Raw genomic sequence first — 23857 nt, 5'->3', positions numbered from 1 at the left:
GGGCTTATCCTAACGAATGACACGACAAAGCAAGACACTTCACCTTCTTCTTCGCTCCGCTTGGTTCGCATCCAGTTTTCAAGGCGTAAGCCTTGTTACAAATGATCTGGTCTGGTGATGACGGCGGAGGGGTTCCACGCGTACCCATCCCGAACACGACCGTTAAGCCCTCCAGCGCCGATGGTACTTGGACCGCAGGGTCCTGGGAGAGTAGGACGTCGCCAGGCTGGATGCATGCCCGAGCAGTCGAGGAAGTCGACGACCAGGGCCGGAGTAAACAGAGAAGCACCCTTAGCCGGGTGCTTTTTTGCGTTATTCGGAGGATTGCGCGTCAGCGGGGGAGCAGCATAACGGCCTACCAGACCGCTAATCGGAGAGAGCTACCCGGAAGAACGCAGCTAACGGCCTGCCAGACCGCTAAACGAAGCCAACTGCCTGGAGGAGCACAGTTAACGGTCCACCAGACCGTTAACAGCGGCGAAAGCGCCGGAACCTCCGAGCTAACGGTCTGCCAGACCGCTAAACGAAGCCAACTGCCCGGAAGAACGCAGCTAACGGCCTGCCAGACCGTTAACTGCGTCGAAAGTGCTGGGCCTCCGGGTTCCCGAGAGATATCGCCGCGAAATCCAATAGCTCACGAACCGCCCAAGCCCGCCAATCTGCGTTCAAGCTCGAAAATGAGCTCGTTCGCTTTTCGTTTATTCAGGGAGTATCGTCCCGGTTCGTTCAGCTTCCCCGTGAGTTCTTTGATCTTCGAGATCTGCGTTGCCGTCGGAGGCTGCTGCTCGATCAGCCGCTCATAATTCTGATAAGCGACTTTCACTGCGGTTTCCGGGGACAGCAGGTCGATCATTTCGAACATGGCGTATGCCGCGCGGGTTTTGCCGATTCCGTATCCTCCGTCGGTGGAAAGGAAGACGCGATCCGGATAGCTTTCGAGCAACGGAACGAAATCCTCCAGCTTGTTGCCGCTGCCGGGATCGTATGCGGTGAACCCGGGGAAGAAGTCGATATACAGATTCGGAAATTCTTTGATCATGCCCTCGATATGGGAGGGAGGATTAAACACATTCGCATGTGCGAATACGAAAATCGTATCCGGATGCTCTCTGAGCGCTTGAACAAAATAAGCGATCGGCATCCCGTTCGGCGGATCGATATGCAGCAGGATCGGAACCTTGTAAGCGGCGGCCAACTCGTAGATATCGGGCAGGTAGCCGTCGTTAGGGTGCTGCGCTTTCCACTCCACTTGGCTGACGACGGGGGATGCGGTGGAAGCGGCGACGATTTCCCCGATGGCCAGATAACCTTGTTCAAGGTTCCTCTCGACAATACGCGGTCCTTCCTCATCGTAGACCGGAAACCCGGCGAACGACGGATAGATGCGCTCCGGATTCGCGCGATAATGCTCCCAGGCCATCGCATCGGTGATTTGCGCGCTGGGCTCGGACACATCTCCGAACAGGACGAGGCGATCCATCCCCTGAGCGCCCCACCATCCCGCGGGATCGCGGGTCGAAGCGTCGTGATTATGAATATCGATGACGGTCAGCGGTTCGTAGACATCGGTCAGATAAGCATCGGCTCTCCTGCTCTCGCGAAGCCGGATGATCACGTCCGCCGCCGACGAATCGGGAGCATAGGCGATGTCGGCTTCCACGATCGTCTCGGCAAGACGCTCCCCGCCGGAACAGCCGACCGTACCGATCAGCATGCCGATCCCAAGGCCGAGCTTCAAGGCGAACGGGAAAATAACCTTCTTTTGCGGAACGAAGTCGGGATGCATGCGACCGCTCTCCTTCGAAACCATTTACTTCCATTATACGCCTCCGAACGGCCGGCTTTGAGGTGCGAATCTACGCGTTTTCAAGCGAATTTTCCGAGACTCCGACGTCCGGCGCCTTCCAAGCTCCTTCCTTTGGCGACGTTGTCGCCTAAAAGCCCGCCCTTTTTTGCCGAATGCCCCGCGTATGCCCATCCCCTCCAGCCAAGGAAACATACGATAACCATGTGCACGATGAAGACCTCTGCGAACGGTGGTGAATCGATCGGATGAACATTGCGTTCGACATGTTTTTCGCCAAGACGGAGGCGATGAAGAGGGGGATCGGCCGCTATTCGCAAAACATGATCGAAGCGATTTTGAAGCAGGAGACGAACAATTCCTACTATTACTTCTATCCCGACGTGAGCAAGGGCGCGGACTATCTGAAGGATCAGCTTCAGCAATTTCTGTACCGCAACCGCATCGACGTGTACCATATGACGAGCCCGTTTAATCTGTTCCATCTGCCCGCGAGCCTGTTCCAGGCATACAGCGATACGATGCTGAACAAAGCGTGGTTCGGTTACACCCGCGTGGCGGCCACGCTGTACGACGTCATCCCGCTCGTGCTGGAGCATCAGTACATGAACGATTTCGTTAGGCCGATCTACATGAGGGTCATCGAGATGATTCGGTCGTGCGACATTATCTACGCGATATCCGAGACGACCAAGGCCGACGCCGTCCGCTTGACCGGCATGGACCCGGCCAAGATCAGCGTCGTCATGGGCGGCTACGACCCGAAGTTCAAGCCGCTCTCCCCAGGAACCGCAGCAACGGCGCCGCTTCGCTACGGCATCTCCAAACCTTATGTGCTCTGCACGGGCGGAGACGATCCGCGCAAAAACCTGGCCCGCCTCATCGAAGCTTTCATTATCGCGAACCGCTCCTTGGCCGAGCGGTACCAGCTTGTCATCGTCTACAACTCCTCGGACGATGAGAAACGGGCGATGCTGGAGCAAGCGCGCCTGCTCGGAGGGGAAGGCTCCATCGTCGTGACCGGTTACGTTCCGGACGGCGAACTGGTGGAGCTGTACGGAGGCGCCGATCTGTTCGCTTTTCCGTCGCTCTATGAAGGATTCGGACTGCCGATCGTGGAAGCGATGGCTTGCTGCACGCCCGTGCTGACTTCGAACAACTCCTCTCTCGCCGAGATCGGAGACGACGCCGTCTACCAGGTCGACCCTGCGAGCCGGGAGAGCATCGCGCAAGGGATCGTCCATATGCTGTCCGATCCTCAATTGGCGCAAGGGCTGGCGGCCAAGGGGCTGCAGCGGTCGTGTCAATACAATTGGGAATCGGTCGCTCTCAAAGTGACGGAAGGCTATGAGAAGGTATATCGGCGCAAAATCGCCGTCTTCGCTCCCCGTCATCCTTTTTATCCTCAGACCTACGGAGCTCTGTACCATGCGGTCCCTTATCTGACGAATCGCGGCGAGATCGACGTGTTCGTCGAAGAACGGTTGGACGACCGAATCGGGGAAGAGAGGACGGAGGAGGAGAGCCCGATCGAGGTCTACCTTCATACCGAGTTCGAGAGTCGTAAAACGAAGTACGATTTTATCGTTTACGAGATCGGCAACGGAGAGCGTTATTCGTTCGTCGTTCCTTATTTGGCAGAAATGGCGCGCATTCCCGGCATCGTCGTCTTGAACGGCAGCCATCTTCACGAGCTGGCCTGGATGAATACGGTCGAACGCAACGATCTGCACGGCTACTACCGGGTGCTGGACAAAGAGTTCGGCCCGGCCGCTCCGCACTGGATGGACGCCGTGCTCGGCGGAACGGCTCCTCGTTCCGCGGCCCCGCTGGACCGTTATTATCTCGAGCATGCCAAATCCGTCATCGTCTATGGACGGCAAACGAGGGACCGGCTTCTCCAGCGCAGCTACCGCAATGTTATCGAAGCTCTCGCCCCTGCGGTTGCGCTCCAGGCCGACAAGTCCGGAGGCCGCTCTCCGTTCCGGTTTGCAACCGTCGCTGCTGACGGAAGCCGTCCGCCGCATCGTCTCATTCTGCGCTGCCTGCGCAAGCTCATCGACGAGGGCTGCTCCAACGTCTCCTATACGATTCTGGCCGGCCGCGAGGCCGAACTGCCGCAAGGAGCGGCCGAACTGGTGTCCGAGCTTGGCCTGGAGCCGTACGTTCACCTTAAGGTCGAGCCCCAATACGCGCAATTCAAGCGTCTGCTGTCCAGAGCGCATGCCGTGATCGCGCTGAGCGACCCGAGCGCGGACGCTTCGCCCGATATCGCTCTCGAACTGATCGCTTCAAGCATTCCGACAATTGTATATGACGGCGACTTCTATCGTTTCGTTCCGGACGACGCCACGGCGAAAATTCAGCCCGGTGACGATGAGGAAAGCGTCTTGCTGCTGACGATGCTTAAGCTGTATCGCGACAAGGAGGAGAGGGAGGGGATGTCTGCCCGCGCCTCCGCTTGCATGAGCGAGCTCCATACGCTGCCGAATTTCTCGGAGGCGCTGCAGGAAGCGATCGAGCAGAGCAGCTCCTTCGGAGAAAATCCGACGGTGCTGTGGCGAATTCAGGAAAGTCCGGGAGGCGTCCCGCAAATCCGAAACACGTAACGAAGGAGGGCGCGCGATGCTTCAATCGCAATTATGTCGGGAAACGGATTTCACGCAGCCATGGTTCCTCAACGCATGCGTCAAGCTCAACGAGCAGATGAGGTTTCACCGCAAGCTGTGGGAGTGGTGTTATATCTACGAAGCGCTGCGCGAGCGCGGCAAGCTGATGCCGTTCAGGCGGGGGCTCGGCTTCGGGGTGGGCAAGGAGCCGCTGACGGCCGCATTCGCTTCCCACGGAGTCGAAGTCGTGGCGACGGATTTGGACGTGGCGCGCGCCAAGGAGCAGGGCTGGGTGGATACGAACCAGCATGCCGTCAGCCTCGCCGATTTGAACGAGCGGGGGCTGTGCGATCCCCATCAATTCCAGCAGCTCGTCACTTACGAGAGCGCCGATATGAACAATATCAGCCCCAGCTATGCCGGACAATTCGATTTTACGTGGTCCTCCTGCAGCTTCGAGCATCTGGGGTCGATCGAGCACGGCAAAAGGTTTATCGTCAATCAGATGGAATGCCTGCGTCCCGGAGGGGTTGCCGTCCATACGACCGAGTATAATCTGACCTCCAACGAAGATACGCTGGAAGCTCCGGTACTCGTTATTTTCCGCAATCGGGATATCGAAGCGATGATCGCGGAGTTAAGAGGCCGCGGGTACCGCGTAACGGTGAATTATACGGCCGGAACGGGACCGTTCGAGTCTTACGTCGATCTTCCCCCTTACAGCAATCCGGTCCATCTTCGTCTCCTGCTTGGCCAATATGTATCGACATCGATCGGCTTAATCATCGAGAAACTGTAAATAACAGAGAGGCGCATAAGCCTTCGGATACAAGCGGGAAGTCGCTCCCGCCTGCTCCGAAAGGCGATGCGCCTCTCTTTTTTTTAATGGCGAACCATGATCAAGTCCAAATGCAACTGGCCGGTATGTGCGGCAAGCTGGTCGAGCGTAACGGGCGTCATGGCCGATCTGTCCATCGGAACGTTGAAAATCGCAAAGCCCCGGTCGTAAAACTTCTGCATGATCGGACGAGGATCGATGCCTCCCCACAGCAGGGGCAGATACTCCATGAAGATGACCAACGGTCCGCTCGCATCGATCACCTCGAACAGACTGTCCATAATGTAAGGCTCTCCGCCGTCGATATCGATTTTGATGACGTCGACTTTAGTATGGGGAGCGATCAGGTCCTTGAGGATCGCTTTGCGCACCTTCGTTTTAGTAGGCGTAATGAGCGGAGCCAGAGCCGGATAGACAATGCTTGAACCTCCGTCCCCTAGCGTCTCGATCATTTCCTCGCCGTTCTTATTCGAAACCATGACGCGATGAAGCTGGACATGGGCATATCCGTTGACGGCAGCGCTCTTGATCAGATTGCGATGATGGAACGGGTTCGGTTCGAACGCGTGCACATAACCTCTCGGACCGACCTGCTGGGCGGCCAACAGCGTGAAGTAGCCGCTGTGGGAGCCGATATCCAGCACAACCATTCCCGGCCGGACGACGGAGAGGAACGTACCCGTCAGCCAGCCCTCCCATTCTCCGGTCAGGTAGATCGCCAGGCAGACCGGATCGCGCAGGTCCAGGAACATGGCCGGACCGGCATTCAAATTGGTCAATATCGTGTGATCCCCTACGAAGACGTAAGGTCGGGTCAGATCGAACACTTCAATTCCTCCTAAATTCGTTTACGCTTCGTTCAAGACGAGAGAAGGCACCCGGACGCGGCAATGCGCGGCATTATGCTGATAGAGGCGGATTTCCGCCTGCTGTTCTTCGCGCTCGATTTCGATCGGCGCGGACAGTCGCTCGCTGCGAACGATTTTTCGGCTCCATAGGAGGCGCCTGCCTTGATTCGAAGTGACTTCCAACGTGAACTCGCCCGGGCCGTCGATCTCGATCGACGCTTCAAGGGAGTAACTTCCGGGAGCTAACGTTAGCGACGGACCGTAGAAAACGTAGCCGGGACGAACGGCGGGAAAATAACCGTCTTTGTCAAAACCGGCAGGGCGGACGAATGGGGCGAAATAGACGCTGGAGACGGTTGGAGCGGACAGGTAGTTCAGCGGCTCGTGGGGCCGGGGGGCGATCGCGACGTCGCTGCCGATCTTCTTCATGTGGATGACGGCGATGCCGTTGGCGAACATGAAGGGGCTGTCGAACCGCGCGTCCGCGAGCTCCTCCTTCCCGCATTGAATCCAGCACTGCTTCGGATTGTTCAGATGCATATCCATATCGAGCTTGCGGAAATAGGAAACGTTCAGCGCTTCCGCCGGCACGCCGTAGCTGTCGGTCAGAAGCCGGAGGTATTCGTCGCTGAATTGGATGAGCCACCCCATGTCCATCAGCTTGCCGAAAGGCACGGTAACGAGCGCGGAGCCGTCCGGCTCCAATAGATTGTACAAATGGCGAAGGGCAAGGAGCGGGGCTTCGCGATCGCCCGATTTTTGCTCCCCGTACGCATGCTGTCCGATATGCTCTACCGTGGAGAGACAGAGAATGAGCGAATGCTTCCTCTTGTAATCCATCAGGTCCTCATTCAGCACGCCGGGAGCTTCCTCGAACTTGTCGAGAACGATGCGACTTTTGAGCTCGGGATGCGGATCGAGCAGCGGCAAGTAGTTGGCGAAGACGTTGCCGATCTCCAGATAGGGCTCCCGAATTCCCGCCTCCATCTTCCTGAGAAAGCGAATGGCGATCGGAATTTCTATCGTTCGTTCCGAGCAGTTGCCGTAGGGCAGTTGATTGTAGGGGAGCGGCTCCCGGTCGTACAAGAAGTAATTGAACAGCTCCAGGCCGGCAATTCCCATTGGGCGCACTCCTTCCTTAACGGGGTAGATGATTCACGCCAGTAATGAAGTATATGCGACGAGCGTTATTGTGCATGGACAAATGTCGGTGCAGGACGCGTTACGGGCGGGAAGGGCGAAGCAACGCCGCTTGCGCGTTCATATACTGACGGAAACGGGAGAAGCAACGAAAGGGAGGCGATGGCAGGTGACCTGCACGGGAGTCTACTGGGTCGGTCCGGTGTACGACATGGGCGGTTACGGCAACGTGTCGCGCAACTATTTGCGGGCGCTGGAAGCGGCGGACGTTCCCGTCTATATTGCGCCGACGATGGCGAGCCGGCACAAGACGGAGATCGGCGAGGAGACGGTGAATTGGCTGGAGAGGCTGTCCACGGACAAAATCGGCGCCCGGCCCGTCTGCATCCAGCACGGAGTCCCGGCTCATTTTCACATGCATCGTCCCGCCGCGCGCGTCGTGAAGACGATCGGCGTCACGTTGTTCGAGACCGATCGCGTTCCTGCGGATTGGCCGCGCCTGTGCAATCAGCTGGACGAAGTTTGGGTTCCTTCCAAGTTTAATTACGAGACGTTCTCGCGAAGCGGCGTCGACACCTCCAAGCTGCGCGTCGTTCCCTACCCGATCGACGTGACGCGCTTTTATCCAGGCAGACCTTACAACCGGATCGTCTTCTCTCCCCCTCTGAGAAATTTCTCGTTCCTGTACGTGTTCGGATTCGATTTTCGCAAAGGCGTGGATCTGCTGGTCTATGCTTTCTGTCGGGAATTCGACCGGACGGAGGACGTGTCCCTCGTACTGAAAGTCTACGTGCACAGCGGCTACAAGCCGGAGGACGTGATGGCGGTCATTCGCTCCTACGTTCCCGCGGATCGGCTGTTCTCGCAAATTATCGTCATCGTCGAACCGTTCGGCGAGCAGGAGCTCATCGACTTGTATTTGAGCTGCGACGCCTACGTGTCGGTGGATCGGGCCGGCTGGGGAATGCCCGCGATGGAGATGATGGCGCTCGGCAAACCCGCGATCGGCTTGAATTGGGGCGGGTACACGGAGTTCATGAACGAAGACAACAGCGTGCTGATCGAACCGGAGAAGGAGCTCGTCCCGGTCGACGCCAAGCTGCAGACGGAACGCCCGGAATATTACTACAGCCACATGTGGGCCGACATTCGGCCGGATCGCGTCGGGGAGGCGATGAGGGAGTTGTACGAGGACCGGGTCAAGCGGGAGAAGATCAGCAGGAAAGCGGCGTTCGACGTGCACTTCGAATATTCGCCCTCCGTCATCGGAAGCAAGATCAGGCAGTTGCTCGGCATGCGATGAAGGCGTCCCCGGGAGCGGGCGGCGGAGCAGGGCGGATGGACCATTTTGCGCGCGGTAGTTAATCGTCCATGCCATCCGGGTGGGCAGTCCATACAATAAACCGTGCATTTGCAGCGGTCGATCCGCCGAGATCGGATTCCGTTGATACCAGCGAAGGGGATCTGACACATGAAAATCGTCATAATGGCAGGCGGCAAAGGCAGTCGCCTGTGGCCGAGAAGCGTGGAGGATCGGCCCAAGCAGTTTCTCGCGTTGACCTCGGAGGAGACGATGCTCCAGATGACGTACCGCCGCCTGGCCCGAATCGTGCCTCCGGAGCAGATCTATGTCGTCACCGCGGAATTGTATCGGGCGCTCGTGCTGGAGCAGCTGCCGGAACTGAACGAAAGTCGGCTCATTCTGGAGCCGGTACAGCGGGATACGGGGCCTTGCGCGGCGCTGTCGGCTTTGCATTTTCTCCGGCTGGAGGACGACGAGACGCTCGTCATGATGCCGTCCGACCAGCATATCCCGAATATTCTTGCGCTGTATGAAGCGTTCTGCAAGGCGGAGGCGATCGCCGAAGCGTCCAGCGCGATCGTGACGCTGGGCATCGTCCCGGTGCGCCCCGAGACGAATTACGGTTACATTCAGACCGCCGGCGACAAGGGCCCGGAGGGCGCGCGCCAAGTCGTCTCGTTCCTTGAGAAGCCGGATTTGGAGACGGCCCGCCAGTTGGTCGCGAAGTCGGATGTGTTCTGGAACAGCGGCATTATCGTATGGCGGCCGTCCACGATCGCGGAGGCGATGGAGAAGCACCAGCCTGCTCTGTGGAATGCGCTGACGGAAGCGGGACGGCAACCTGAGAAGGTGTACGCGAGCCTGCCGAAAATCTCGGTCGATTACGCCGTTCTGGAGAAGGCGGGCAATCTGTTCACCTTGCCGTTCCGCTACGAGTGGGAGGACATGGGAAGCTGGGCGTCGCTGGAGAGAATCCGGGAGGACGACGCGGATTCGAACGGCAATATTTTGCACGGGGCCGTTCATGCGTTCGAATCGAGCCATAACATTATTTTCTCCGAAGGCCGCAAGACGATTGTCATCGGAGCGGAGGACCTCATTATCGTCTCCACGGCGGAGGGCGTGCTGATCTGCCATAAGTCGATGGAGCAGAATCTGAAATCGATCGTTCAGCATGTGGAAAAACAGGGAGGAGGCGTCGGTTGATGAAGGCGCTCGTGACCGGCATATCGGGTTTCGTGGGAAGTCATATGGCGGAGTTTCTGCTGCGCCAAGGCGTGGAAGTCGTCGGAACGATCCGCAACCGGAGCCGTATGGACCATATTTCTCATCTGCTGAAGGACATTCGTCTCGCGGAATGCGAGCTGCGCGATCCGTTCTCGGTAGAGACGCTGATTGGCAGGGAGAAGCCGGATCTTATTTTCCATCTCGCGGCGCAGAGCTTCGTGCCGACGTCGTGGAATTCGCCGATCGATACGATTCACAACAACGTCGCCGGACAAGTGAACCTGTTCGAAGCCGTTCGCAGATTCGAATTGCCGACGAAAATCCAGATCGCCTGCTCAAGCGAGGAATACGGCCAGGTGGAGCCGGAGGAGACGCCGATCCGGGAGACGAATCCGCTTCGTCCGCTGAGCCCGTACGCCATCAGCAAGGTGGCGCAGGATTATTTGGGATATCAGTATTACAAAAGCTACGGCCTGCACGTCGTTCGAACGATCACGTTTAACCATACCGGTCCGCGCCGCGGAGAGAACTTCGTGACGTCCAACTTCGCCAAGCAGATCGTCGATATCGAGAAAGGCAGGAAACCGCCCGTTATCCATGTCGGCAACCTGGAGGCGAAGCGGGATTTCACCGATGTGCGGGACGTCGTTCGCGGCTACTGGCTGGCGTTGGAGCGAGGGCAGCCTGGAGAAAATTACAATATTGCCTCGGGAACCTGTTACACGATCGAGGAGATGCTCAATACGCTGCTGAGCTTCAGCAACGTCAGCATCGAAGTGCAGACCGATCCGAGCCGCTTGCGTCCTTCGGACGTGCAAATTCTGCTCGGGGATTACCGCAAATTCCATGAAGCGACGGGATGGAAGCCGGAAATTCCGTTCGAGCGGACGATGGAGGATCTTCTTCAGTATTGGCGCTCGCGGCCTTGAAGGAGGGAGCGGAATAATGGATAACCTGTGCACGATCGTCTCCAAAAACTACATCGCGCTGGCGCGAACGCTCGCGCAGTCGTTCCTCGAACATCATCCGGCCGGCAAAGTTTACGTTCTGCTGGCGGATGAAGACGAGGGGATGTTTCAAGCTCCGGAAGCAACGTTCGAATGGGTGCGCCTGACGGAAATCGGTTTGCCGTTATGGCCCGATATGAGGTTCCAGTACGATATTACGGAGTTCAATACGGCCGTTAAGCCGTATTTTCTCGAATATTTGCTGCTTCGGCGCGGATTGGAATCGGTCGTGTACGCGGATCCGGACATTCTCGTGACGCATCGAATGGATGATCTGTACCGGCGGCTGCCGCAGTATTCGATTGTGCTGACTCCGCATATTTTGACGCCTTTGCCTTCGGACCGGCACAAGCCGGGAGAGGTGGAACTGCTGCAAGCGGGAGTATACAATCTGGGCTTTATCGCCTTGACCCGCACGGACGAGACGCTCAAGATGCTGCGGTGGTGGAAAGACAGGCTGACGAGCCAATGCCTGATGGATCCCGCTCAGGGCTATCACGTCGATCAGAAATGGATGGACTTCGTTCCGGCCCTGTTCGAAGGCGTCCATATTTTGAAGGACCCCGCCTATAACGCCGCCTATTGGAATCTTCACGAGCGGCCGATCGTCTGGCGCAACGGGATGTACGAGATATACGGGAGCCCGCTCATTTTCTATCATTTCAGCGGTCTGACTCCGGACCTCTCCCGCATCTCCAAGCATCAGACCCGCCACCAGTGGACGGACGCGCCGGATTTGCACGGACTATTCAAAGACTACGTCTCGCGGCTGATCGCGAGCGGATACCCGGCCACGGCGGGCTGGCGCTACACCTACAATTACTTCGACAACGGCATCGCCATTCCGGCGATCGTCCGCAAGCTGTATCGGAAGCTCGGAGCGCCTTCGCACTTCGGCAATCCCTTCCACACGCTGACTCCGAACGGCTTCTATCGCTGGCTGTTCGCCCCGGCAAGCAGCGTCTCTCCGATGCCGAATCTGCTGAAGGAAATTTACGAGACCCGGGTTGACCTTCAGCGACTGTTTCCTGACCCCCACGGGGCAAGCCGGCACGGCTTGATGGTTTGGGCCCGGCAGTTCGTTCCGATCGAATACGGCATGGATCCGATCGTCTGGCATCCGGTCATCGATTCGATGATCTACGCATAGGAAGGGGAGAGGGGAATGCCGTCCGGCATCAATCTGATCGGCTACGCGAGATACGAGATGGGCATCGGGGAGTCGTGCAGGCTGGCGGCCAGGGCGCTGCGCGAGGCAAGCATTCCTTTCGGCATTCTGAACTATTCGGGCGGCAACATGTCGCGAGATCAGGATCTCTCCTGGGCGTCGGCGGAGGTTGATGTGCCGCTGCATCCGATCAACCTGTTTCACATCAATGCCGATCAGATGCCGCTTGCGTACGAGGAGCTCGGCGACGAGTGGTTCGGCGGAAGATACAACATCGGTTACTGGCACTGGGAGCTGCCGGAATTTCCCGACGAATATGCCGAAGGCTTCCGCCATCTGGACGAAGTCTGGGTTCCTTCGGCGTTTATCCGGGACAGCGTGGCGCGCAAATCCCCGGTTCCCGTCTCGGTCGTTCCGCACGGCATTCAGGTAGAAGTGCCCGACGGGGTCGGGCGGAAGTCATTCGGACTGCCGGAGAGGAAGTTTCTGTTCCTGTGCATGTACGATACGTTCAGCTATTCCCCGCGCAAAAATCCGTCCGCCGTTCTGAAAGCCTACCGCATCGCGGTCGAGCGATACGGACTGCAGGCCGGGCTGGTCATCAAGATGAACAATCCGCAGCGCGCCGAAGCCGATAACCTGCGGCGCGAGGCGGAAGGACTGCCTAATGTGCGGATTATCGACCGGGTGCTCAGCCGCTTGGAGGCCAACGCTTTGCTTCAGTGCTCGGACTGTTACATCGCGCTGCATCGCTCCGAAGGCTTCGGCTTGCCGCTGGCCGAGGCGATGTATTTGGGCAAACCCGCCATCGGCACGCATTGGTCCGGCAACGCGGACTTCATGGACGAGACGAATTCCGGCGCGGTTCGCTACAGCCTGACGCGGATTGGAACCCACTACGGCCCGTATAAAGCGCATCAGCTCTGGGCGGAACCCGATCTGGAGCATGCCGTTCATCTGATGTGGAAAGCGGTATACGACGAAGAGTGGAGGCGCAGGATCGCAAGCAACGGACAGAGAACGATTCGGACTCTCTTCTCCCCCGCATCGGTCGGCCGAACGATCCGCGAGCGATTGAAGGGACGGCCGGCATCCCGAGGCCGCGTCTAATTCGCGGCCTTCGAGCTATAAGTTTAGACCAAGCTCTTCTCTCCGACATACTATGCCTCTATAGATTCTCGGCGGAGCAAGATCCGCGAAATCTGGCACGATTGAATCGGTATCGGAGGGAAGGGAACATGAGAGTCGTATGTATAGGAGGGGGATACGTGGGGGCCGTCACGGCCGCCGCGTTGGCATCGATCGGTCATCGGACGACCGTGATCGACGTCGATCCGGTTAAAGTCCGAATGCTGAATTCGGGGCGAAGTCCGATCTTCGAGCCGGGACTGGACGAGCTGTTGGGGCGCTTGGCGGGGAGAACTTTGTTCGCCGACGAAGGATACGATGCCGTCGCGGAGGCGGATGTCGTATTCATCTGCGTCGGCACGCCCTCCAGGCCGGACGGCACGGCGGATCTCGGCTACGTGAAGCACGCCGCGGCCGGAATCGGCAGTCGGCTGAATTCCGGCCGCTTCACTGTCATCGTGGACAAATCCACGGTTCCGGTCGGGACCGCCGAGCTCGTGGCAAGAATCGCGGAGGAGACGTCGGGGCTGTCCCGGGACAAGTCCTTCGCCGTCGTCAGCAATCCCGAATTTCTGCGAGAGGGCAGCGCGCTGGACGACGTATTCGGCGCCGACCGCATCGTCGTCGGGACAAGCAGCGCCCGGGCAAGGCGGGTCATGAGACGGCTTTACCGAGGCTTGCTGACGGAAGGCACGCATTATTTCGAGACCGACGCGCGCACGGCGGAGCTGATCAAGTATGCCTCCAACGCGTTCCTGGCGATCAAGATCAGCTATACGAACGAATTGGCCAGGCTGTCCGACGCGCTCGGCGCGAACGTGTCCGATCTTCTGCGGGGGATGGGCATGGACTCCCGGATCGGGAACAAATTTCTCGAGGTGTCCAGCGGGTGGAGCGGGAGCTGCTTTCCGAAAGACTTGCGCGAGCTGATTCTGACCGGGAGGCATTACGGAAGCGAGCTGATGCTGGCCGAGGCGGCCGTCGCCTCCAACGAGGAGATGCTTCATTACAGCGTGGAGAAGCTGAAGCGCCGGCTGCGGACTTTGAACGGGAAGCGGATCGGGATTCTGGGCTTGACGTTCAAGCCGCATACCGACGACGTGAGGGAGACGCAGGCGGCGACGATCGTTCGCCAGCTGCTTGAGCTCGGCTGCGAGATCCTTGTTCACGATCCGCAGGGAATGTCTGCTTTCCGCAAGCTGCACGGGGGGCTGGACGTCCGGTTCTGCGATCGTCCCGAAGATGTCGCCAGGCAGGCGGAAGCGGTCGTGCTGCTGACGCATTGGCCGATCTATCGCGAGCTGGACTGGCCGTCCGTACGGAGCGCGATGAGGCACCCCTATCTGTTGGATACGCGGAACTTCCTGCCGCCGGCAAAGATGCGCAAGCTGGGGTTCGTCTACGAAGGAATGGGCAATCCCATTGGATGAGATTCAGGATCAGGCTTGGGCCGCCCGGGGGGGGGGGGGAGACTGCGGGCGGCTTTCTTCATGCGCAGGCTCATCGGTTTTCCGCCCGCCTCGCCTTGAACTTGTTTCTGACGTAATCCGCCGCGATCACGAAGGACGTGACAAGAACGGCCTGGAGCAGCGGCTTGGCATAATCCGATCCTCCGTAAATCAAGTAAGCTGCGACAAGATTGCCAATGAAAACAATCGCGTAAGAAAACATGAGATCGCCTCGTTTCCGAACAGTGTATCTCCATTGTATGGGCTCGGGGCCAATGTGGGAATACTTGATGCTGGACGCTTCTCGCGGGATTCGGGAAATTCGCGGGCGGCGAAGTTGCATTTTTCGCAAAGCGGCGTATAATGAGATTATAGTCAAAGAAAGTCAAAGTCAGATCCGCCCCTCATTGACTGACCGGCACCGCCGGCTTGGATCGAAGAAAGGAGGTTGGACGTTGCGTAATATTTCCGATCTTATCGAACATTATTTAAAGCAAAGCCTGGAGAACAGCCAGGCAGGCGCCATCGAAATTCAGCGAAGCGATCTGGCCGACAAATTCTCCTGCGTGCCGTCGCAGATCAATTACGTGATCAGCACGCGGTTTACGCTCGAGAAGGGCTATTACGTGGAAAGCAAGCGCGGAGGCGGAGGCTATATCCGCATTCAGCGCGTGAACCTTCCTTCGCTGGAAGCGGTGCAGCGCCATATCCGCCAGACGGTCGGGGAACGGATCGACCAGACGACGGCGGAAGGGCTGATCTACCAGCTGGAGGAAGCCCGGTTTGTAACCGGCCGGGAAGCGCATCTGCTCAAGGCCGCCGTCTCGCGGGACGCGCTGGCGCTGAAGCTTCCGCTGCGGGACGAGATCCGGGCGAAGCTGCTCAAGGCGATGCTGATCGCCTTGCTTGCGAAATGACGAAAGGAGGCTGAAGGCCATGCAGTGCCAAGAATGCGGCAAACGGCCGGCTACGCTTCATTTTACGAAATTCGTCAACGGGGAGAAAACCGAGCTGCACATCTGCGAGACGTGCGCCCGGGAGAAGGGGGAGATGCTCCCCGGAACCGCCGGCGGATTTTCCATCCATAACCTGCTCTCCGGCCTGCTCGACTTCGAGCCGCGGAACCAGACGGTCAAGCCGCCGGCGGTCAAGTGCGGCACTTGCGGAATGACTTACACGCAGTTCAGCAAGGTGGGACGGTTCGGGTGCAGCGATTGCTACAAGCATTTCTCCGAGCGGCTCGATCCGCTGCTGAAGCGGGTGCACGGCAATACGGTGCATGTCGGCAAGGTGCCGAAGCGGGCGGGCGGCCACTTGAAGACGAAGCGCGAAATCGAGCGGCTGAAGAAGGAAATGCAGGGCAGGATCGAGCGGGAGGATTTCGAGACCGCCGCGCAGCTGCGCGACCGAATCCGCGAGCTCGAGAGCGAAATGAGCGGATGAAGGGCAGGGGATAAACGATGGCGAAAAGAAAATTTACGAAGCAGGCGCTCAGTCAGTGGATGAAGGGGAACGGCCCCGAATCCGAGGTCGTGATCAGCAGCCGCGTGCGGATCGCGCGCAACTTGCGGAATATGCCTTTTCCGCTGATGGCGAACCCTGAACAGTCCCTGGCGGTAGCGGATCAACTGCTCGGCGTGGCGGAGAGCGGCCGGCTGAACGGCTTGGGCAAGATCGACCAGCTGCGGCTGTCGGAGCTGACCGAGCTGGAGAAGCTCGTGCTCGTCGAGAAGCATCTGATCAGTCCGAATCTGGCGAATGAGTCGCGCAATGGCGCGCTGATTCTGAGTCCGAACGAAGATATCAGTGTAATGATTAACGAAGAGGACCATCTTCGCATTCAATGTTTATGCCCCGGTTTTCAGGTGAACGAGGCTTGGGATTCGGCCAGCAAGGTCGACGATATTTTCGAGGAGCAGATCGATTACGCCTTCGACGAGAAGCACGGATACTTAACGAGCTGCCCGACGAACGTCGGTACAGGAATTCGCGTATCGGTCATGATGCATCTGCCTGCGCTGGTCATGACGGGGCAGATCAACCGGATTTTGTCGGCGGTGAACCAGGTCGGGCTGGCCGTCAGAGGCATCTACGGAGAAGGCAGCGAAGCGACGGGCAATCTGTTCCAGGTATCCAATCAGGTGACGCTCGGGCAGTCGGAGCAGGAGATTATCGACAACCTGTTCCAGGTCGCGCGGCAGATCATCGAGCACGAGAAAGCGGCCAGAGCGAAGCTGCTGGGCGAATCGAGGCTGCGCGTCGAAGACCGCGTGCGCAGATCTTACGGCATTTTGACGCAGGCGCTGATCATCGATTCGAAGGAGGCGTCGCAGCGGCTGTCCGACATTCGGCTCGGCTCCCATCTGGGCTTGCTGCCTGAAGTGAACCCGCTTGTGTTGAACGAGCTGCTCGTCTCCACGCAGCCGGGCTTTCTGCAGATGACGTTCGGGGAAGCGATGAGTCCGGAGGACCGCGACAAGTCGCGGGCGGAATTAATCCGTTCCCGGCTGGCAACTCTTTCATAAATGTTTTATTCTTATCTTATTAGGAGGTGTGTCTCATGATGTTTGGCAGATTCACGGAACGCGCGCAGAAGGTATTGGCCTTGGCTCAGGAAGAAGCAGTGCGGTTGGGACACAACAATATCGGCACGGAGCACATTCTGCTCGGCCTGATCCGCGAAGGGGAGAGCATTGCCGCCAAGGCGCTGATCGCCCTCGGATTGGGACTGGAGAAAATTCAAGACGAAGTCGAGTCGCTGATCGGCCGCGGACAGGAGCAGCCGACCAATATCGCTTACACTCCCCGCGCCAAAAAGGTGATCGAACTGTCGATGGACGAGGCTCGCAAGCTGGGCCATACTTACGTCGGCACGGAGCATATTTTGCTCGGCCTTATTCGCGAAGGCGAAGGCGTCGCCGCCCGGGTGCTGAACAATCTGGGCATCAGCCTGAACAAGGCGCGACAGCAAGTGCTTCAGCTGCTTGGCAGCAACGAGAGCGTATCTCAGAACCACGGCCCGTCCTCCAACGTCAGCACGCCGACGCTGGATGGCTTGGCCCGCGACCTGACCGCAAGCGCGCGGGAAGGCAACATTGACCCCGTTATCGGTCGGCAGAAAGAAATCGAGCGCGTCATCCAAGTGCTCTCCCGCCGGACCAAAAACAACCCGGTGCTCATCGGGGAGCCGGGCGTCGGCAAGACGGCGATTGCCGAAGGGCTTGCCCAACGCATCGTCAACAACGAGATTCCCGAGACGCTGCGCGACAAGCGCGTCATGACGCTGGATATGGGCTCGGTCGTAGCAGGCACGAAGTACCGCGGCGAGTTCGAGGACCGTCTGAAGAAAATCATGGACGAAATCCGTCAAGCCGGCAACGTTATCCTGTTCATCGACGAGCTGCACACGCTCATCGGAGCGGGCGGCGCGGAAGGCGCGATCGACGCTTCCAACATTCTGAAGCCAGCGTTGGCCCGCGGAGAGCTGCAATGCATCGGCGCGACGACGCTGGACGAATATCGCAAATATATCGAGAAGGACGCGGCTCTGGAGCGCCGGTTCCAGCCGATTACGGTCGACCAGCCGACTCCGGAAGAAGCGGTGCAGATCCTGCTCGGCCTGCGCGACCGCTACGAAGCGCATCACCGCGTGAAAATTACCGACGAGGCGATCGACGCGGCGGTGAAGCTGTCCGACCGCTACATTCCGGACCGGTTTCTGCCGGACAAAGCGATCGACCTGATCGACGAAGCGGGCTCCAAAGTACGGCTGAACTCCTACACGGTTCCGCCTAACTTGAAGCAGCTCGAAACCCGTCTGGAAGATATCCGCAAGGAGAAGGACGCCGCCGTTCAAAGCCAGGAGTTCGAGAAAGCGGCCGCTCTGCGCGATACCGAGCAGAAGATCCGCGAAGAACTCGACTTCACGAAGAACCAGTGGAAGGAAAAGCAGGGCCGCACCGACTCCGAGGTGACTCCGGAGGACATCGCCCAAGTCGTAGCCAGCTGGACCGGCATCCCGGTCAGCAAGCTCGCCGAGGAAGAGACGGAGCGCCTGCTGAAGATGGAAAGCATCCTGCACGATCGCGTCATCGGCCAAGAGGAAGCCGTCAAAGCGGTGTCCCGCGCCATTCGCCGCGCACGCGCCGGTCTCAAGGATCCGAAGCGTCCGATGGGCTCCTTCATCTTCCTCGGACCTACGGGCGTCGGGAAGACGGAGCTGGCCCGCGCGATCGCGGAAGCGATGTTCGGAGACGAGAACGCGGTCATCCGCATCGACATGTCGGAGTACATGGAGAAACACTCCACGTCCCGTCTCGTCGGAGCGCCTCCGGGATACGTCGGCTACGACGAAGGCGGTCAGCTGACGGAGAAAGTGCGCCGCAAGCCGTATTCGGTCGTGCTGCTCGACGAGATCGAGAAGGCTCATCCGGAAGTGTTCAACATCTTGCTGCAAGTGCTGGAGGACGGCCGTCTGACCGACTCCAAGGGACGCTCGGTCGACTTCCGCAACACGCTGATCATCATGACGTCCAACGTCGGCGCGGAGCAGATCAAGAAGAACTCCACGCTTGGCTTCACCGCGGCGCAGGATGCGGGACGCGACTATCAGAACATGAAGGAGAAGGTGCTCGCGGAGCTGAAGAAGTCGTTCCGTCCGGAGTTCCTGAACCGGATCGACGAGTCGATCGTGTTCCACCCGCTGAACGAGGAGCATATCGCTCAGATCGTGACGCTGATGGCCGACGATCTCCGCAAGCGTCTCGTCGAGCACAACGTCAGCTTCGAATTGACCGAATCGGCCAAAGCGTTCCTGGCTAAGGAAGGCTACGATCCGCAATACGGAGCGCGTCCGCTGCGCAGAGCGATCCAGAAGCATATCGAGGATCGGCTGTCGGAGGATTTGCTGCTCGGCAAAATCACCAAAGGCCACGAGCTCGTCATCGACGAGGAAGACGGCGGCCTGGTCGTCAAGCAGAAAGGCGAGATCGAGCTGTCCAAAGCTTGATCGGAGCATAGCGATACGGCATAAGCCGTCCCGCAGGTTCGTTTCATCGGACCTTGCGGGACGGCTTTTTGGATTGCGGGAACTGAGGCGGCTGCGGGTGCGGAACGGTAGCCTCGTGCAATGTGACGAAGTTCACATTTTTGTAAATTGTTAAAAACGGGCCGGTCAGAGTATAATATTTACATCACAATAATGATCAGGTGATTACTAATGCAGGTTTTGAAGGAGGAAGTGCGCAGCGCCATCGTGCTGGCCGCATACGAGGAGTTTCGGCAGAGCGGTTACTCGGAAGCTTCGATGCGCCGGATCGCGGCCGCGGCCGGAATGACGTCTGGTAACATCTATCGGTATTTCCGTAACAAGGAGGATTTATTCGATGCTATCGTAGGTCCTTTGTACAGCGAGTACAGCCGATATGCGGAGGAGTACTTGAAGACCGCCGAGGCTATTGTGACGGACGGCTGGGACGTTCAGGCGAGAATCAGCTTTTTCGACCGTGTCCAGGATACGCTGGTCGGGTTGCTGAAGGCGTCGGGCCCCAGTCTGCTGTTGTTGCTGTGCCGCAGCGAAGGTTCAAAGTACGAAAGCATTCGCAGCGAGCTTACCGGGTTTGTCGAAAGTCTGCTGACGAAGACGTTCACGGCGGTCAAGGGCCCGGGGGGCCCTCTGGACGAACGGGAGCGGATCGAGATCGGCATGCTGTCGGCTACGCTGATCGAGAGCGTCGCCTGGATCGTCGCCAAGTATCACGATTCCGACATGGTCGGAACGCTGGTCGAGCGGATGATCGACGTGTTCGGCGGCGGCATCGAGAAACGTTTGGAAACGTACCGAAGCTAAGAGTGAGGGAGAGAGGAAAGAATGCAACGAATTATTCGCTGGCGTTGGCCGCTGCTGGCCTTGTGGCTGGCCGCAACCGTCGTGTTGACGGTTATCCAGCCGGACGTTAACGCCATTTTGCACGAACGGGGACAAAACCCGCTGTCGGCGGACAGCCGCGCGGTCATCGCCCACGATCTGCTCAAGAAAATGAGCAACGCGGAGGGCCGGAGCGATATCGTCGTCTTTTTCAAAGAGGAAGGGCTGTCCGAGGATGACATGCGGCAGATCGAATCCGGCGTCGGTCAGATCAAGGCTCAACAGGAAGCGCTGGGCGCGGCCGAGCTGATCGACCCTTTCTCCGCTCCGGAAGCCGCCGAACAGTTGATCTCCAAGGACCGCACGACGGTCATGATACCGTTCGTGCTGCAGATCAATGGGCGCAGCGTGGACGACATCGCCGGTCAGTTCGAGGCGGCGTTGGCCGACGTTCAAGTTCCGTTTTATTTGACGGGCGAAGACTTTATCGAGAACGACTACTTGAAGGCGACGATCGAAGGCGTAGACAAGAGCGCCGCGCTGACGGTCATCTTCATTCTGGTCGTGCTGCTTGTGATGTTCCGTTCCGTCGTTATTCCATTCGTATCGCTGCTGACGGTGGGCATCTCCTATCTGGTATCGATGGGCATCGCGGCGCAGCTGATCGAGAAGCTGGAATTCCCGATCACCAGCGTCACCCAGATGCTGCTCGTGCTGATCCTCTTCGGGATAGGAACGGATTACAACATCCTGTTGTTCAACCGGTTCAAGGAGGAGCTGGCCCAGGGGAAAACGACGGACGAAGCGATCATCGCTTCCTACCGGACCGCGGGCAAAACGATTATTTACAGTATTTTGACCGTGTTCATCGCTTTCGCCGGCTTGACGTTCTCGGACTTCGGCATCTATCAGTCGGCGAACGTCGTCGCGATCGGAACGGTCATCCTGGTGCTCGTCATCCTGACGCTGACGCCGTTCGTCATGAAGACGTTCGGAGCCAAGCTGTTCTGGCCTTCCCGCGGAGCGGCCGGGCATAAGGAAAGCCATCTGATGGCCGGATTGACCCAGGTCGCCGTCAAGCGTCCGATCGTCACGATCGCCGTTATTGCCGCGCTGCTGATTCCGGTCTTCCTGAACAGCGGCCAGAAGCTCAGCTTCGACCAACTGGCCGAGCTGGGCGACGATCACCCGTCGACCAAGGCGTTCGGCATCGTGGCCGAGCGGTTCAGCAGAGGGCAGGCTTTGCCGACGACTCTCGTGATCGAGGGCAAGGAAGAGCTGGACAACAACGAGTCGTTGGCCGTGATCGACGATCTGACAAACGCGCTCAGAGACATTCCGGGCGTTAATCAAGTATCCGGGGTGACTCAGCCGCAGGGCAAGCAGATCGACGAGTTCTATATCAAGAGCCAGACCGCCGAGGTGACGAAAGGCATCTCTGCGTCCCGCGACGGCGTCGATGCCGTGCGGGAGGGATTAAACCGGATGAGTTCGGAGTTGAACGCCCCGGACTTCTCGCAGGTGGCGCAGTTGGCGGAGGGAACCGGACAAGTGCGGGACGGATTCGACCAGGTGACCGACGCGGTGAACCGGATCGTCTCCGGCATCGGCGACGGAGCGAGCGGAGGACGCGCGCTCGAAGAGGGAATCGCCAAGCTGCGCACGGGCATGGCGGACATTGCCGCGCAGACCGGCGTGCTCGCCGATGCGCTCGATCGGCTGCGCCAGGGCTATGACGCGCTCGGAGGCGGCTACGCTGAGCTGGCGAACGGAATTCCGGACGTGCAGAATGGCATGGCGGCCATGAACGGCTTGATCGTCAAGCTCGGGCAAACCCACAGCGAGTTGGCCGAGGACGAGGATTTCGTGGCGCTTCGCAGCGCGGGACAGCAGCTTGCTTCCGCTCTGGCCGGCATCGCCGACGGTCTCGCCGAGCTGGAGCGCAATTCGTCCGAACTGCAGGCCGGCTTCTCTTCCTCGGTCGAGGGGCTGCGCAAGTTGAATGCGGGGCAGCAGCAGATCGTCGGAGGACTGGAGGAGTTGGAGCGGGGAGCCAAGGAGCTGTCTAACGGTCTGGCGCAAGGACAGTCTGGCGGCAAGACGCTCGCGGCTTCAATGGAGCGCCTAAGCGGGGCGTTGTCCGATATCCAATCCGGCCAGCAGCAGTTGAACGAAGGGCTTGGCGCTCTGAACGGGGGATTCGACCAGTTGAAAGACGGCCTGCAGCAGAGCGGTCAAGGGCTGTCCGACATCTCGGACGGGTTGAAGCAAACCGGGGATTTCCTCGTGCAGATGGGAACGACGAAGACGTTCTTCATGCCGCGCGAGGCGCTGGAGAGCGAGCAATTCGGTCTGTCCAAGGACGCGTTCATGTCCAAGGACCGCAAGGTGACGAAGCTGATCGTCGTGCTGGACGAAGATCCGTATTCTCCCGAAGCGCTTAAGATCATCGACCAAATCAACGAAACGACGGACAGCCGCCTGGACGGCACCGTGCTGGGCGACGCGGCCCGCGGAGCGGCGGGGCCGACTTCGATCACGCACGATATGAACGAGTCTCAGCTTGCCTCCTTCAACAGCGCGGCGATCATCGTCATCGTCAGCGTGTTCCTGGTGCTGCTGATGGTCATTCGTTCGATTCTGCCCGCGCTCTATATCGTAGTGTCGCTTATCGCTTCGTACTATGTCGCCATGGGGGCGTCGAAGCTGGTCGCCGAACACATTCTCGGAACGGAAGGGCTGTCTTCGTTCGTGCCGTTCTTCTCGTTCATCGTCATCGTCGCCGTCGGCGTCGACTACGGCATCTTCCTGATGATGCGGTACAAGGAATACGGAGACATCGATCACGACGAAGCGATCAAGCGCGCGACCCGAAGCGTAGGAGGCGTCATCATCTCCGCGATGGTCATCCTCGGCGGAACGTTCGCCACGCTGATGCCTTCGGGGCTGGTGCTGCTCATCGAGATGGCCACGGCCGTCATTGTCGGTCTTGTCGTGCTCGTCTTCGTGCTCCTGCCGATGCTCGTTCCGGCGCTGATGGCTCTGCCGGGTGCGTTCCGCCGAGGCGAGAGAGCGAAGTAATTAGTAAAAAGTAATAAAAGGCGTAACAAACGATTATCAATGGATGCATAGTAATGGGTATCTATCTCTTTACGCTGCAAGGTCCCCCGCAAAGCTCCGATTGGTTTGCGGGGGACCCCGAAATTCGATCCTAATGGATAGACCCGTAACCGGGTCATTTCAGGATCGTAATGAGGCAGTCTACAGAGGATAGATGCCTTTCTTTTTTTCATCAATCATCTTGTGCGCCATTACCTATGGGACAACCTTCGCTTGCGCGCTCTAAGCCTGCCCAGCGCGGATGCAGCTTTGCCAACCTTCGCTCGCCCGCTTTAAGCCTGCCCAGGGAGGTTGCAGCATCGCCAACCTCCGCCCACGCGCTCTAAGCCTACCTACCCCGGTTGCAGCTTC

The 23857-nt window shown here is 58.7% G+C and carries 18 protein-coding genes and 1 rRNA gene; 15 read left to right on the top strand and 4 right to left on the bottom strand.

The features are described from left to right. Positions 1–110 precede the first annotated feature (110 nt). Positions 111–227 (top strand): 5S ribosomal RNA (gene rrf, locus B0G52_RS32915). A 407-nt stretch (positions 228–634) separates the two neighbouring features. Here rrf and B0G52_RS32910 read toward each other — a convergent pair. Continuing rightward, positions 635–1786 carry an amidohydrolase family protein gene (locus tag B0G52_RS32910; protein WP_094050673.1) on the bottom strand — a complete coding sequence of 384 codons (1152 nt, stop codon included), beginning with the start codon at positions 1784–1786 and terminating at the stop codon, positions 635–637. Positions 1787–2052: 266 nt separating this feature from the next. On the opposite strand from B0G52_RS32910, the gene B0G52_RS32905 reads away from it, so the two are divergent. Both B0G52_RS32905 and B0G52_RS32900 read left to right on the top strand, forming a co-directional pair. After that, positions 2053–4413 carry a glycosyltransferase gene (locus B0G52_RS32905; RefSeq protein WP_094050672.1) on the top strand — a complete coding sequence of 787 codons (2361 nt, stop codon included), beginning with the start codon at positions 2053–2055 and terminating at the stop codon, positions 4411–4413. Between the two features lie 16 nt (positions 4414–4429). Next, the gene (locus B0G52_RS32900) at positions 4430–5212 is read left to right on the top strand and encodes a methyltransferase domain-containing protein (protein WP_094050671.1); all 783 of its coding nucleotides are present in this window, start codon (positions 4430–4432) and stop codon (positions 5210–5212) included. Between the two features lie 83 nt (positions 5213–5295). Here the strand turns inward: B0G52_RS32900 and B0G52_RS32895 are convergent, their stop codons facing one another. Together B0G52_RS32895 and B0G52_RS32890 are read right to left on the bottom strand one after the other, a co-directional pair. After that, on the bottom strand, positions 5296–6078 hold the full coding sequence (locus B0G52_RS32895; RefSeq protein ID WP_233163295.1) for an FkbM family methyltransferase: 783 nt from the start codon (positions 6076–6078) through the stop codon (positions 5296–5298). A 21-nt stretch (positions 6079–6099) separates the two neighbouring features. Beyond that, positions 6100–7221: a hypothetical protein gene (locus B0G52_RS32890; RefSeq protein ID WP_094050670.1), complete on the bottom strand. Its 1122-nt coding sequence runs from the start codon at positions 7219–7221 to the stop codon at positions 6100–6102. Between the two features lie 187 nt (positions 7222–7408). Between B0G52_RS32890 and B0G52_RS32885 the strand changes: the two genes are divergently transcribed. From B0G52_RS32885 to B0G52_RS32860, 6 genes are all read left to right on the top strand, one after another. After that, complete coding sequence (locus tag B0G52_RS32885) at positions 7409–8542, top strand: glycosyltransferase family 4 protein (RefSeq protein ID WP_094050669.1); 1134 nt, start codon at positions 7409–7411, stop codon at positions 8540–8542. 168 nt (positions 8543–8710) lie between these two features. Then, a complete protein-coding gene (locus B0G52_RS32880; RefSeq protein ID WP_094050668.1) occupies positions 8711–9748 on the top strand; it encodes a mannose-1-phosphate guanylyltransferase in 1038 nt (345 codons plus the stop codon). Next, positions 9748–10698 (top strand): GDP-mannose 4,6-dehydratase, encoded by a 951-nt coding sequence (locus B0G52_RS32875; protein ID WP_094050667.1) that lies wholly within the window; start codon positions 9748–9750, stop codon positions 10696–10698. The genes B0G52_RS32880 and B0G52_RS32875 overlap by 1 nt, the downstream gene beginning before the upstream one ends. 16 nt (positions 10699–10714) lie before the next feature. After that, positions 10715–11926 carry a hypothetical protein gene (locus tag B0G52_RS32870; RefSeq protein WP_094050666.1) on the top strand — a complete coding sequence of 404 codons (1212 nt, stop codon included), beginning with the start codon at positions 10715–10717 and terminating at the stop codon, positions 11924–11926. A 15-nt stretch (positions 11927–11941) separates the two neighbouring features. Continuing rightward, a complete protein-coding gene (locus tag B0G52_RS32865; RefSeq protein ID WP_094050665.1) occupies positions 11942–13054 on the top strand; it encodes a glycosyltransferase family 4 protein in 1113 nt (370 codons plus the stop codon). A gap of 128 nt (positions 13055–13182) precedes the next feature. Further along, a complete protein-coding gene (locus B0G52_RS32860) occupies positions 13183–14502 on the top strand; it encodes a UDP-glucose dehydrogenase family protein (protein WP_094050664.1) in 1320 nt (439 codons plus the stop codon). 70 nt (positions 14503–14572) lie between these two features. On the opposite strand, the gene B0G52_RS35780 is transcribed toward B0G52_RS32860, so the two are convergent. Next, a complete protein-coding gene (locus B0G52_RS35780) occupies positions 14573–14743 on the bottom strand; it encodes a hypothetical protein (RefSeq protein ID WP_158223982.1) in 171 nt (56 codons plus the stop codon). Between the two features lie 232 nt (positions 14744–14975). On the opposite strand from B0G52_RS35780, the gene B0G52_RS32855 reads away from it, so the two are divergent. The 6 genes from B0G52_RS32855 to B0G52_RS32830 all read left to right on the top strand — a co-directional run bounded on the left by B0G52_RS32855 (position 14976) and on the right by B0G52_RS32830 (position 23467). Further along, positions 14976–15437 (top strand): CtsR family transcriptional regulator, encoded by a 462-nt coding sequence (locus B0G52_RS32855; RefSeq protein WP_094050663.1) that lies wholly within the window; start codon positions 14976–14978, stop codon positions 15435–15437. Between the two features lie 19 nt (positions 15438–15456). After that, on the top strand, positions 15457–15963 hold the full coding sequence (gene mcsA / locus B0G52_RS32850) for a protein-arginine kinase activator protein McsA (protein ID WP_094050662.1): 507 nt from the start codon (positions 15457–15459) through the stop codon (positions 15961–15963). 17 nt (positions 15964–15980) lie between these two features. Then, a complete protein-coding gene (gene mcsB / locus B0G52_RS32845) occupies positions 15981–17045 on the top strand; it encodes a protein arginine kinase (protein ID WP_094050661.1) in 1065 nt (354 codons plus the stop codon). 35 nt (positions 17046–17080) lie between these two features. After that, positions 17081–19528: an ATP-dependent protease ATP-binding subunit ClpC gene (clpC, locus tag B0G52_RS32840; RefSeq protein ID WP_094050660.1), complete on the top strand. Its 2448-nt coding sequence runs from the start codon at positions 17081–17083 to the stop codon at positions 19526–19528. A 210-nt stretch (positions 19529–19738) separates the two neighbouring features. Beyond that, positions 19739–20368 carry a TetR/AcrR family transcriptional regulator gene (locus B0G52_RS32835; protein ID WP_094050659.1) on the top strand — a complete coding sequence of 210 codons (630 nt, stop codon included), beginning with the start codon at positions 19739–19741 and terminating at the stop codon, positions 20366–20368. A 21-nt stretch (positions 20369–20389) separates the two neighbouring features. Next, the gene (locus tag B0G52_RS32830) at positions 20390–23467 is read left to right on the top strand and encodes an MMPL family transporter (RefSeq protein WP_094050658.1); all 3078 of its coding nucleotides are present in this window, start codon (positions 20390–20392) and stop codon (positions 23465–23467) included. Positions 23468–23857 lie beyond the last annotated feature (390 nt).

The sequence above is a fragment of the Cohnella sp. SGD-V74 genome (assembly GCF_003001675.1).
Lineage (GTDB): Bacteria > Bacillota > Bacilli > Paenibacillales > Paenibacillaceae > Cohnella.
The sequence above is the reverse complement of the archived record's forward strand: the minus strand, read 5'-3'. Positions and strand labels throughout refer to the sequence as shown.